Below are 11,146 nucleotides of genomic sequence, written 5' to 3' on the forward strand. Positions count from 1 at the left end.
AGACATGCCCAACATGAAAGGCGGCGAGCTGATCGCCCAATACCTGGTCCAGGAGAAAGTGCCGTACATCTTCGGCATCTGCGGTCACGGCAACGTGGGCATCCTCGACGCTCTGTACGACGTGAAGGACGAGCTCAAGCTCGTCTCGCCGCGCCACGAGCAATGCGCCGGCCACATGGCCGACGCCTACTACCGCGTCAAGCACCAGCCGGTGGCCACGCTCACCAGCACCGGCCCCGGCTCGGCCAACATGGTCATGTCCTGCGCCACCGCGCTGGCCGACTCCTCGGCCTTCCTGTGCATCACCTCCAACGTGCCCACCTCGCAGCACAACCGCGGGCCGTTCCAGGAACTCTACAAACACAACCAGGCCGACTTCGCCCAGGTCATGCGCCCGGTGGTCAAGCGCGCCTTCCAGCCCTCGCGCGTGGACATGCTGCCGCTGGCGCTGCGCCAGGCCATGGACACCATGGTCACCGGCCGCCCCGGCCCGGTGAACCTGGACATCCCCTACAACGTCTACCAGGAAGAGGCCGACGTCGAACTGCCGCCGCCCTCGCACGTGCACCGCCCGCACCGCCCCGGCGCGAGCGACCTCGACGTGGCCGCCACGCTGGACCTGCTGGCCGCCGCGCACAAGCCCGTGCTGTTCATCGGCCACGGCGCCACGCTCTCCGAGGCCGGCGCCGATATCACCGAACTCGCCGAGAAGCTCGGCATCCCCGTCATCACCTCGCCCAACGGCATGGGCTGCATCGCCGGCGACCACCCGCTCGCGCTGGGCTTCATCGGCCGCAACGGCGCCTACCCGGCCAACGAAGCCGGCCGCCGCGCCGACCTCGTCATCACCCTGGGCACGCGCTTTGACGACCGCAGCTCGTCGAGCTGGCACGACGGCTACTCGTGGAACTTCCCCAAGACCCGGCTGGTGCACGTGGACATCGACCCGCAGGAACTGGGCCGCAACTACGCGCCCACACTGGGCGTGATCGCCGACGTCCAGGTCTTCACGCGCCAGCTGCTCAACGCGCTGCCCGCGCGCACCGGCATCACGGCCGACCGCTATGCACCCTGGCTGGCCGAGGTGCAGGGCTGGCAGGCGCAGTGGGAAGCCTTCGTGCGCCCGCACTTCGGCGACTCCACCAGCCCGCTGCGGCCCGAGTTCGTGGTCGGCACGCTGCAGAAGGTGCTGCCCGACGACGTGATCCTCGCGCTCGACTCCGGCGTGCACCACAACTGGTTCATGCAGTTCTGGCAGGCCAAACGCCCGCAGAGCATGCTCAACAGCTGGGGTTACTCCAGCATGGGCTTTGGCGTGTGCGGCGTGATGGGCGCGGCCCTGGCTGCACCTGATCGGCCTTGCGTGGCCGTCGTCGGCGACGGCGGCTTCACCATGGCGCCCTATGTGCTGTGCACCGCGGTGGAACACAACCTGCCCGTGGTCTGGATCGTCTGGAACAACTTCGCCTGGGGCGCGATCCGCGACCTGCAGTACGGCCTGTTCGACGGCCGCGAAATCGGCACCGCCTTCTACAACGGCGCCACCGGCGAACGCTACAACCCCGACTTCGCCGCCTGGGCCCGCGCCTGCGGCGCCGACGGCTACACCGTCACCCGCCCGCAGGACTTCGGCACCACGGTGCAGCAGGCGCTGAAGAACAAGCGCCCCTGCGTGATCGACGTGCACGTGGACGCCGAAGTGCGACCGCCGTCCACCGGCACCTGGCAGCTGCCGCCCATTCCGTTCAAAGAACCGATCTACGGCAAGCCGTGGAAGGCATGACACCCCCCTGCGCCGCCAGAGGCCCGGCAAAGCCGGTGCCTCGGTGGCCCTGGATACGACATCTCGACTCGACCGCATTGGAGACCTCATGAGCAAGAAGACAGCACTGGTATTCGGCGGCACGCGCGGCATCGGCGCGGCCTGTGTGCAGAAACTGGCCGAAAGCGGCTACGACGTGGCCTACACCTCTGTGAGCAGCGCACCCGGCCTGCCCAAGCAGATCGGGGGCTCGCGCACGCAGGGCTACCAGGTCGATATCTGCGACGCCGCCCAGGTCGAGCAGGTGTTTGCCGACGTGGCGCGCGACTTCGGCGGGGCCGTGCACTGCGTGCTGGCCAACGCCGGCATCAACGTGCCGCCCGGGCCGCTGGCCCAGTTCGACCCGGCCAGCTTTCGCAAGCTGGTCGAGGTCAACATCGTCGGCGCCTTCCACGTGCTCAGCGCCGCCGCGCGCCACGTGGCCGACGGCGGCAACATCCTCGCCTTGACCACCTCGATGGTGCGCGTGGGCGTGCCGGGTGGCGGCCCGTACACGGCCAGCAAGGCGGCCGTGGAAAGCCTGCTGCGCTCGCTGGCCAAGGAGCTCGCGGGCCGCAAGGTGCGCGTCAACGGCGTGGCGCCCGGGCCGGTGGACACCGACCTGTTCCGTGCCGGCAAGGACGAGGCGGCCCTCGCGCGCTCGGCGGGCCTGAGCCCGTTCAACCGCGTGGGCCAGCCCGACGAGGTGGCCGAGGTCGTGGCCTTCCTGGCCTCGGACAAGGCGTCTTGGGTGCACGGCCAGATCGTGCAACCCAACGGCGGCATGGTCTGAGGCCCGACCCCACGCCATGAAGCTCGCCGTTTTCACCAAGAACTTCACCAACCCCGCCTATGGCGCGGCCCGGCTGGGTGCCGAGCGCGCCGCCGCCGCGCTGGGCGGCGTGGAGGTGCTGCATTTCGTGCCGCAGACGCCCGACGACCCCACGCAGCAGCGCGAGCTCATCGCCCAGGCGCTCGCGCTGCGGCCCTTGCCCGATGCCTTCGTGTTCTCGCCGGTGCACGCCACCGAGGTGGACCCGGCCATCCGGCGCGTGGTCGAGGCCGGCATTCCCATGGTCGGCTTCGTCAACCCGATCGAGGCCGCGCCCAGCGTGTCCTACGTGAGCTCGGACGACCACGCGCTCGCGCTGGCCATCGCGCGCCACCTGTTGCGCCACCTGCAGGGCCAGGGCCGCGTGCTGATCGTGAGCGGGCCCACCGCGTCCTACACCAGCAACGAGCGCCTGCGCGGCTTCCACGAAGCCGTGGCCGAGTTCCCCGGCATCACCGTGGTGGACACCCTCGCGGGCGACTACGCGCGCGACGTGGCGCGCGAGCGCACCGCAGCCTGGTTGCAAAGCCACGCCGGCCCCGACGCCTGCCTGGTGGCCAACGACATCATGGCCGTGGGCGTGCTCGACGCGCTCGACGCCGCGGGCCGCACGGCCACCGTGGTCGGCGTGAACGCCATCCCGCAGGCCATCGACGCCATCGCCGCCGGCCGCATGCTGGCCACGGCCGACTTCAACGCCATGCAGATGGCCTACCTCGCCACCGAATGCGCCGTGCGCCACCTGCGCGGCGAGCCCGTGCCCGCGCGCATCGAGCTGCCGGTGCAGATCGTGGACGCCCGCAACTGCCAGCAGTGGAATCTGCCCTACGAGCAGCGCCCCGTGATCACCCTCGAACAACTCCGGAGACCGACCCCATGAAACGACGTTCCCTCGCCCGCCTGGCCCTGGCCGGCCTGCTCGCGCTGGGTGGCGCGAACGCCATCGCACAGCAGGACTACCCCAGCCGGACGGTGCGCATCGTGGCGCCACTGGCGCCCGGTGGTGCGGTCGACATCCTCGCGCGCATCCTGGCCGAACGCCTCTCGGCGCAGTACGGCCAGCCGGTGATCGTGGAGAACAAGCCCGGCGCCAGCGGCCACCTGGGCGCGCAGTTCGTGGCCAAGGCGCCCGGCGATGGCCACACGCTCATGGTCGGCACCATCGGCATCCACGCCGCCTACGCCAGCTACAAGAAGCTCACCTACAACCCGGCCACCGAGCTGCAGCCCATCCTGATCCTGGGCGAAGCACCCAACATCGTGGTGGTGCCGGCGAACTCGCCCTACAAGACCTTCGCCGACTTCCTCGCCGATGTGAAAGCGCACCCCGGCAAGATCAACTACGCCTCGGCCGGCGCGGGCACCTCCATCCACATGGTCACGGCCCTGTTCGAACTCGCCAGCGGCACCCGCATGGGCCACGTGCCCTACAAGGGCAGCGGCCCGGCGCTGGTGGACCTCATGGCCGGCCAGGTGCAGGTGATGTTCGACAACATGTCCTCCAGCCTGCCGCACGTGCAGGGCGGCAAGCTGCGCGTGCTCGCCGTCACCGGCGCCAAGCGCGACCCGCGCTTCCCCGACGTGCCCACCATCGCCGAGTCCGGCGTGCCCGGCTACAGCGGCACCTCGTGGTTCACCTTCGCCGCGCCGGCCAGCATGCCGCCTGCCCTGGTGGACAAGCTCAACAAGGACGTGCAGCGCGTGCTCGCCTCGCCCGAGGTGGTGGCCCGCTACCACCAGCTGGGCCTGAACTTCGCGCCCAACACGCCGGCCGAAGCCGCCGCCTTCTTCAAGAGCGAGACCGTCAAGTGGAACCGCGTGATCGAAGCGGCCAACCTGCAGCTCGACTGAACCCAGAACCAGAACAACCGGAGACAAGCCCCATGACCCACAACCCCCTTCGACGAACGCTGCTGGCCCTGGGCCTGTGTGCGCTGGCCCTGCCTGCGCTGGCGCAGGACGCCTACCCCACGCGGCCCATCAAGCTCGTGGTGCCCTACGCCGCCGGCGGCCCGGCCGACATGCTCGCGCGCATGGTGGCCGAGCGCCTGCAGCCGCGCCTGGGCCAGCCGGTGGTGATCGAGAACAAACCCGGCACCGGCGGCCACACCGGCGCCGAGGGCGTGGCCAAAGGCCCGGCCGACGGCTACACCCTGGTGCTCGCCACCATCGCGCACAACGGCGCCGTCAAGCTCTACAACAACCTGCGCTACGACCCCGCCAAGGACCTGCAGCCCATCGTCCTGGTGGCCGAGAGCCCCAGCGTGCTGCTGGTCAACCAGAGCCTGCCGGTGAACTCGGTGAAAGAACTGCTCGCGCTGGCCCAGAGCAAGCCCGGCCAGCTCAGCTACGGCTCCGCCGGCAACGGCTCGGCCATGCACATGGCGGCCGAGCTGTTCCGCTACATGACCAAGGTGGACTACGTGCACGTGCCCTACCGGGGCGGCGCGCCGGCCATGGCCGACCTGCTGGGCGGCCAGATCCAGCTGCTGTTCGAGAGCCTGGGCACGGCCCACCCGCACCTCAAGACCGGCAAGGTGCGCGCTATCGCCGTCACCGGCACGAAACGCGACCCCAGCCTGCCCGACGTGCCCACCGTGGCCGAGGCCGGCGTGGCGGGCTATTCCTCCGTGCCCTGGTACACCATCTCCGCGCCCAGCGGCGTGCCCGCGCCCATCGTCAACAAGCTCAATGCCGAGATCAACGCCGTGCTCAAGGCGCCCGACCTGATCGAGCGCTGGCAGTCGCAAGGCGTGGTGGCGCTGGGCGGCACCCAGGCCGACGCCATCAAGCGCAACCAGGTCGAGACGGTGAAGTGGAACGCCGTGATCACGGCCGCCAACATCAAAGTCGACTGAACGTGGCGCGGCAGGAAGAAACCTTCGACGTGGTGGTGGTCGGCGGCGGCGGCGCGGGCCTGGCCGCGGCCATCGAGGCGCGCGAGAGCGGGTGCAGCGTGGTGCTGCTCGAAAAGAACCCGCAGCCCGGCGGCTCCACCGCGTGGTCCATCGGCTCCGTGAGCTCCAGCGGCACGCCGCACCAGCGCAAGCGCGGCATCGTGGACTCGCCCGCCGACCATTGGGCCGACATGCCGGGTTTCGCCGGCGACCTCGCCGGGCGCGACAACGCCGCCTTGCGCCGCGTGCTCTGCGACGAGATCCCCGCCACCTTCCAGTGGCTGCTCGATTCGGGCGTGCGCTTCATGGGCCCCATGCCCGAGCCGCCGCACCGCCAGCCGCGCATGCACAACGTGCTGCCCAACTCGCGCTCCTTCATCTACCACCTCACGCGGCGGGCCAGGCGCGCGGGCGTGCAGTTGCGCACCGGCACGCGCGTGGACGCCCTCGTGCAGGACAACGGCCGCGTGACCGGTGTCGATGCGGGCCCGCTGCGCTTTCTCGCGCGCGGCGGCGTGGTGCTGGCCGCGGGCGACTTCACCAACGGCCCCGAGTTCAAAGCCCGCTTCATGGGGCCGCAGGAAGCCAAGGTCGAAGGCGTGAACCTCACCGCCACCGGCGACGGCCAGCGCCTGGGCGAAGCCCTGGGCGCGCGCATCGTCAACGGCGACCTCGCGCTCGGTCCCGAGATCCGCTTCATCGCACCCGCCAGCGAAACCTTCGTGCGCCGCCTGCCGCCCTGGCGCTGGCTGGCCGTCACGATGGAGTGGGCCATGGAGCGCGTGCCGCCGGCGATCCTGCGGCCGATCCTGATGAAGTTCCTCACCACCGCCCTGGCACCCTCCACCAGCCTGTTCGATGCCGGCGCGGTGCTGGTGAACCGGCGCGGCGAGCGCTTTGGCGACGAACGCGACCGCCCCGCCTGGCGCCTGCCCGACCAGCCCGACAAGGTGGGCTACATCCTGATCGACGCCGCGCTCGCGCAGCGCTTCTCGGCCTGGCCCGACTTCGTGTCCACCGCGCCCGGCGTGGCCTACGCCTACGTGCCCGACTACCGCCGCAACCGGCCCGACGTGTTCACCGAAGCACCCACGCTCCAAGCCCTGGCGCAGCGCCTGGGCATGGACGCGGCCGCGCTCGCACGCAGCGCCGCCGAAGGCGGGGTGCGGGCTTTGGGCGCAGGCCCTTATGTGGCGCTGGGCCCGGTGCGCTCGGTCTTCGTGCACAGCGAAGGCGGGCTCATGGTGGACGCGCAGCACCGCGTGCTCGGCACCGGCGATCAGCCCCTGCCCGGCCTGTACGCGGCCGGCTCCACGGGGCAGGGCGGCCTGCTGCTCAAGGGCCACGGCCACCACCTGGCCTGGGCCTTCGTGTCGGGGCGGCGCGCGGGGCGCTTCGCGGCCGAGGCGGCGCGCTGACTAAGGCGCCAGGGCCGCCGTGCGCTCGGCGATGAAATCGCGCAGGCAGCGCATCAGGGGCGTGAGCTGGCGCCGGCTGGGCAGCACGAGGAACAGGGGCACCGCCTCGGTGATCCAGTCGGTGCACAGCGCCTGCAGGCGGCCTTGCGCCAGGTCCTCGGCCACGTCGAAGAACGATTTGTAGGCGATGCCCTTGCCCAGCAGGGCCCAGCGCCGCACCGCGTCGCCGTCGTTGGACACGTTCACGCTCTTGACGTGCACCGTGACCTCCGGCTCGCCATCCCCGCGTGCAAAGCGCCAGCGGTCGTGCACCTCGCCATGCAGCATGAAGCACAGGCAGTCGTGCCCGCTGAGTTCGTGCGGCGTCGCGGGCGCGCCGTGGCGCGCCAGGTAGGCCGGCGAGGCGCACAGCACGCGCCGGTGCGACGCCGCCAGCGGCAGGGCCACCAGGTTGGAATCGCGCGGCTTGCCGTAGCGAAAGGCCGCGTCCACCGGGTTGCTGTAGACGTTGGTGACGCTGTCCGAGAGCAGCAGGCGCACATCCACCCGCGGGTGCAGGTCCTGGAACTCGTTGAGCCAGGGCAGGATCAGGTTGCGGCCCAGGTCGGACGGCGCGGCCAGCTGCAGCACCCCTTGCAAGGCCTGCTCGCCCGCGCCGATCTGCTGGCTCGCCTGCTGCAGCGCCTCCAGCGCCGGGCGGCACTGCGCCAGGAAGCGCTCGCCCTGCTGCGTGAGCCGCAGGCTGCGCGTGGAGCGCACGAACAGCGGCACGCCCAGCTCCGCCTCCAGCCGCTTGAGCGCCGCGCTGGTGGCCGCCGGCGTGAGGTCGAGCGCGCGCGCCGTGGCCGAGAGGCTGCCGCTGTCCACGGTGCGCACGAAGATGTCCAGGTCCTGCAGGGCTTTCATGATTTTCAAATTTTGCTTGAAGATGCATTCAAGGAAAAGGTGGTTTTTCAAATGGGGGGATCTCGCGACCATCCTGTTCCTGCCCACTCCACCGAAAGCCCGCCATGACCTCCCCCCTGTTTCGCCCCCTTGAACTCGGCCCGCTGCAGCTGCCCAACCGCATCGTGATGGCGCCCCTGACGCGCAGCCGCAGCAGCCAGCCCGGCAACGTGCCCAACGAGCTGATGGCCACCTACTACGCGCAGCGCGCCAGCGCCGGCCTGATCGTGTCCGAGGCCACCCAGATCTCGCCGCAGGGGCAGGGCTACAGCTTCACGCCCGGCATCCACAGCGAGGCCCAGGTGGACGGCTGGCGCCGCGTGAGCGACGCGGTGCACGCCGCCGGCGGGCGCATGGTGCTGCAGCTGTGGCACGTGGGCCGCATGTCGCACGCCAGCTTCCACGCCGACGGCCTGCCGGTGGCGCCCTCGGCCCTCTCGCCCGACGCCCAGGTCTGGGTGATGGGCAAGGACGGCGTGGGCCGCATGCAGGAGGCCCCGGTGCCGCGTGCGATGACGCTGCAGGACATCCACGCGGTGATCGGCGACTACCGCCGCGCCGCCGCCAACGCCATGCGCGCCGGCTTCGACGGCGTGGAAATCCACGGCGCCAACGGCTACCTCATCGACCAGTTCCTGCGCACCACCTCCAACCACCGCCGCGATGCCTACGGCGGCGGCGTGGCGCAGCGCACGCGCTTTGCCGCCGAAGTGGCCGCCGCCGTGGCCAGCGAAGCCGGTGCCGAGCGCACCGGCATGCGGCTGGCGCCCTACATCACCCAGCGCAACATGGACTGCCCCGAGATCGTTCCCACCATCCTGCACCTGGCCCGGCAGCTCGACGAGATCGGCCTGGCCTACATCCACCTGGCCGAGGCCGACTGGGACGATGCGCGCCACGTGCCCGAGACGTTCCGCCGCGAGCTGCGCCGCGCCTACCAGGGCCGCGTGATCGTCGCGGGCAGGTACGACGCCCGGCGCGCCGATGCCATCCTCCAGGCCGGGCTGGCCGATCTGGTGGCTTTCGGCCGCCCCTTCATCGCCAACCCCGACCTGCCGGCGCGCCTGGCGGCCGACCTGCCCCTGGCCGAGCTCGACCCGACCACGCTGTTTGGCGGCGGCGCGCGCGGCTACACCGACTACGCGAGCGCCTCCGTGGCCCACGCCCTTCTTCCCACCCCTTGAAAGCACCACCATGAAAGCCGTTGGCTACCAGACACCCCAGGCCATCAGCGCCGCCGATTCGCTGATCGACATCACCCTGCCCGACCCCGTGGCCGAGGGCCGCGACCTGCTGGTCGAGGTCAAGGCCGTCTCGGTCAACCCCGTGGACACCAAGGTGCGCAAGAGCGCCGCGCCGGCCGAAGGCGAGGCCTACAAGGTGCTGGGCTGGGACGCCAGCGGCATCGTGCGGGCCGTGGGCCCGGAGGTCACGCTGTTCCAGCCGGGCGACCGCGTCTGGTACGCCGGCTCCATCGCGCGCCCGGGCACCAACAGCGAGCTGCACCGGGTCGACGAGCGCATCGTCGGCCACATGCCCAGGTCGCTCGATTTCGCGCAGGCCGCGGCCCTGCCGCTGACCGCCATCACCGCCTGGGAGATGCTGTTCGACCGCCTGGGCATCGCCCCGGGCAAGGCGCCCGGCGCGGGCACGCTGCTCATCATCGGCGCCTCCGGCGGCGTGGGCTCCATCCTCACGCAGCTGGCCGCGCGCCTGACCGGCCTCACCGTCATCGGCACCGCCTCGCGGCCGCAGACGCAGGCCTGGGTCAAGGAACTCGGTGCGCACCACGTGATCGACCACAGCCAGCCGATCGCCGCAGAGCTCAGGCGCATCGGCTTCCCCCAGGTGGACCACATCGTGAGCCTCACGCAGACCGACGCGCACTTCGACCAGATCGTCGAGGCCATTGCGCCGCAGGGGAAGTTCGGCCTGATCGACGACCCCGCCTCGCTGGACGTGACGAAGTTCAAGCGCAAGTCGGTCTCGGTGCACTGGGAGCTGATGTTCACCCGCGCCCTGTTCGGCACCGCCGACATGATCGGCCAGCACCGCCTGCTCAACGAGGTGGCCGCGCTGGTCGATGCCGGCCTGATCCGCACCACGCTGGCCGAGCGCTTCGGCCCCATCAACGCCGCCAACCTCCAGCGCGCCCACGCCCTCATCGAATCGGGCAAGGCGCGCGGCAAGGTGGTGCTCGAAGGCTGGGCCTGAGGCGCTGCTAGCGCCGCGCCGTCTTCTTCTTGCGCACCCCGCGCAGCGGGGTGTCGTCGGGCGGTGACACGGTCTCGAAGAACGCGTTGACCATGCGCATGCTGCGCCGCTCGGCCAGGCACAGCACGTGCGCGTAGGTGAAGATGTCCGCGTCGCTGATGCTCACCAGGTGCAGGCCGGGGCCCGGCACGAACTCCACCGTGGACACGGCGGCGATCCCGATGCCCTGCGACACCGCCTCGCGGATCACCTCGCGGCTGCTGATCTCCATCACCACCTCGGGCACCACCCCGGCCTTGTGCAGGGCCAGCTCCAGCGCCTTGCGCGTGGTCGAGCCCTGCTCGCGCAGGATCATGCGCTCGCCCTGCAGCTCGGCCAGGCGGATGCTGCGCCGCCGTGCGAAGCGGTGCTCGCTGGACGTGAAGATGCCCACCGGGTGGCGGCTGAACGGCACGGAGAGAAAGCGGTCGTCCTTCACCAGCTGCGCGAGCACGCCCACGTCGGCGCGGTAGTCCAGCAGGCGGTCCAGCACGTCCTGCGAGTTGCCGGTGCTCACGCTCACCTTGATGTCGGGGTAGTGCTGGCTGAAGTCCGCCAGCATCTTGGTCACGTGGTACGGGCCCACGGCCGCCACGCGCAGGTGGCCGGTGCGCAGCTCGCCCGCATCGCGCAGCAGGCTCACCGCATCGGCCTCCAGGCTGAAGACGTGCTGCGCCAGCTGCATCAGCTGCTCGCCCAGCTGCGTGAGCTGCACGCGCCGGCCGCTGCGGTGGAACAGCTCCACCTTGTAGCTCTCTTCCAGAAAGCGCACCTGCGTGGTGATGGTGGGCTGGCTCACGTGCAAGTGCTCCGCGGCCTTGGTGAAACTGCCCATGCGGGCCACCGCATAGAAGGATCGGAGCTGTGTGAGTCGCATAGAAAAATTGTATAGAAGTCCGGAAATCTTTGAATTGGTCGAAGTCGCGGCGGGGTGGTTTACTGCGTCCAGAGCGGTGCAGGAGTCGACAGAACCACCGGACGCTCGTGATTTTTCATCGTT

The 11,146-nt window shown here is 70.5% G+C and carries 10 protein-coding genes; 8 read left to right on the forward strand and 2 right to left on the reverse strand.

Annotated elements, in window-relative coordinates:
• The first annotated feature begins 4 nt into the window (after nt 1-4).
• The 6 genes from KIT86_RS07310 to KIT86_RS07335 all read left to right on the forward strand — a co-directional run bounded on the left by KIT86_RS07310 (nt 5) and on the right by KIT86_RS07335 (nt 6,948).
• Entirely contained in the window at nt 5-1,783 is a 1,779-nt protein-coding gene (locus tag KIT86_RS07310) for a thiamine pyrophosphate-binding protein (protein WP_297396752.1), read from the forward strand.
• 88 nt (nt 1,784-1,871) lie between these two features.
• Complete coding sequence (locus KIT86_RS07315; RefSeq protein ID WP_297396755.1) at nt 1,872-2,594, forward strand: SDR family oxidoreductase; 723 nt, start codon at nt 1,872-1,874, stop codon at nt 2,592-2,594.
• Nucleotides 2,595-2,610: 16 nt separating this feature from the next.
• On the forward strand, nt 2,611-3,513 hold the full coding sequence (locus KIT86_RS07320) for a sugar ABC transporter substrate-binding protein (RefSeq protein WP_297396757.1): 903 nt from the start codon (nt 2,611-2,613) through the stop codon (nt 3,511-3,513).
• Nucleotides 3,510-4,484, forward strand: coding sequence for a tripartite tricarboxylate transporter substrate binding protein (locus tag KIT86_RS07325; RefSeq protein WP_297396760.1), 975 nt, complete (start codon nt 3,510-3,512; stop codon nt 4,482-4,484). The genes KIT86_RS07320 and KIT86_RS07325 overlap by 4 nt, the downstream gene beginning before the upstream one ends.
• Before the next feature lie 32 nt (nt 4,485-4,516).
• Nucleotides 4,517-5,491: a tripartite tricarboxylate transporter substrate binding protein gene (locus KIT86_RS07330; RefSeq protein ID WP_297396763.1), complete on the forward strand. Its 975-nt coding sequence runs from the start codon at nt 4,517-4,519 to the stop codon at nt 5,489-5,491.
• Nucleotides 5,492-5,493: 2 nt separating this feature from the next.
• Nucleotides 5,494-6,948 carry an FAD-dependent oxidoreductase gene (locus KIT86_RS07335; RefSeq protein ID WP_297396766.1) on the forward strand — a complete coding sequence of 485 codons (1,455 nt, stop codon included), beginning with the start codon at nt 5,494-5,496 and terminating at the stop codon, nt 6,946-6,948.
• Here KIT86_RS07335 and KIT86_RS07340 read toward each other — a convergent pair whose 3' ends face one another.
• On the reverse strand, nt 6,949-7,854 hold the full coding sequence (locus tag KIT86_RS07340) for a LysR family transcriptional regulator (protein WP_297396768.1): 906 nt from the start codon (nt 7,852-7,854) through the stop codon (nt 6,949-6,951).
• Between the two features lie 104 nt (nt 7,855-7,958).
• Here KIT86_RS07340 and KIT86_RS07345 point away from each other — a divergent pair, with 104 nt between their 5' ends.
• Together KIT86_RS07345 and KIT86_RS07350 are read left to right on the forward strand one after the other, a co-directional pair.
• Nucleotides 7,959-9,077, forward strand: coding sequence for an alkene reductase (locus KIT86_RS07345; RefSeq protein WP_297396771.1), 1,119 nt, complete (start codon nt 7,959-7,961; stop codon nt 9,075-9,077).
• 10 nt (nt 9,078-9,087) lie between these two features.
• Entirely contained in the window at nt 9,088-10,107 is a 1,020-nt protein-coding gene (locus KIT86_RS07350; RefSeq protein WP_297396773.1) for a zinc-binding alcohol dehydrogenase family protein, read from the forward strand.
• 7 nt (nt 10,108-10,114) lie between these two features.
• Here the strand turns inward: KIT86_RS07350 and KIT86_RS07355 are convergent, their stop codons facing one another.
• Complete coding sequence (locus KIT86_RS07355; protein WP_297396776.1) at nt 10,115-11,023, reverse strand: LysR substrate-binding domain-containing protein; 909 nt, start codon at nt 11,021-11,023, stop codon at nt 10,115-10,117.
• Nucleotides 11,024-11,146: the final 123 nt, after the last annotated feature.

The organism is Hydrogenophaga sp., assembly GCF_026125825.1.
Classification (GTDB): Bacteria; Pseudomonadota; Gammaproteobacteria; order Burkholderiales; family Burkholderiaceae_C; genus Hydrogenophaga.

What these genes read in the sequence shown, in the direction of transcription:
- KIT86_RS07330 (WP_297396763.1), top strand. Translation starts at nt 4,517, where the DNA reads ATGACCCACAACCCCCTTCGACGAACGCTGCTGGCCCTGGGCCTGTGT.
- KIT86_RS07340 (WP_297396768.1), bottom strand. Translation starts at nt 7,854, where the DNA reads ATGAAAGCCCTGCAGGACCTGGACATCTTCGTGCGCACCGTGGACAGC.
- KIT86_RS07355 (WP_297396776.1), bottom strand. Translation starts at nt 11,023, where the DNA reads ATGCGACTCACACAGCTCCGATCCTTCTATGCGGTGGCCCGCATGGGC.
- KIT86_RS07345 (WP_297396771.1), top strand. Translation starts at nt 7,959, where the DNA reads ATGACCTCCCCCCTGTTTCGCCCCCTTGAACTCGGCCCGCTGCAGCTG.
- KIT86_RS07320 (WP_297396757.1), top strand. Translation starts at nt 2,611, where the DNA reads ATGAAGCTCGCCGTTTTCACCAAGAACTTCACCAACCCCGCCTATGGC.
- KIT86_RS07315 (WP_297396755.1), top strand. Translation starts at nt 1,872, where the DNA reads ATGAGCAAGAAGACAGCACTGGTATTCGGCGGCACGCGCGGCATCGGC.
- KIT86_RS07310 (WP_297396752.1), top strand. Translation starts at nt 5, where the DNA reads ATGCCCAACATGAAAGGCGGCGAGCTGATCGCCCAATACCTGGTCCAG.
- KIT86_RS07325 (WP_297396760.1), top strand. Translation starts at nt 3,510, where the DNA reads ATGAAACGACGTTCCCTCGCCCGCCTGGCCCTGGCCGGCCTGCTCGCG.
- KIT86_RS07350 (WP_297396773.1), top strand. Translation starts at nt 9,088, where the DNA reads ATGAAAGCCGTTGGCTACCAGACACCCCAGGCCATCAGCGCCGCCGAT.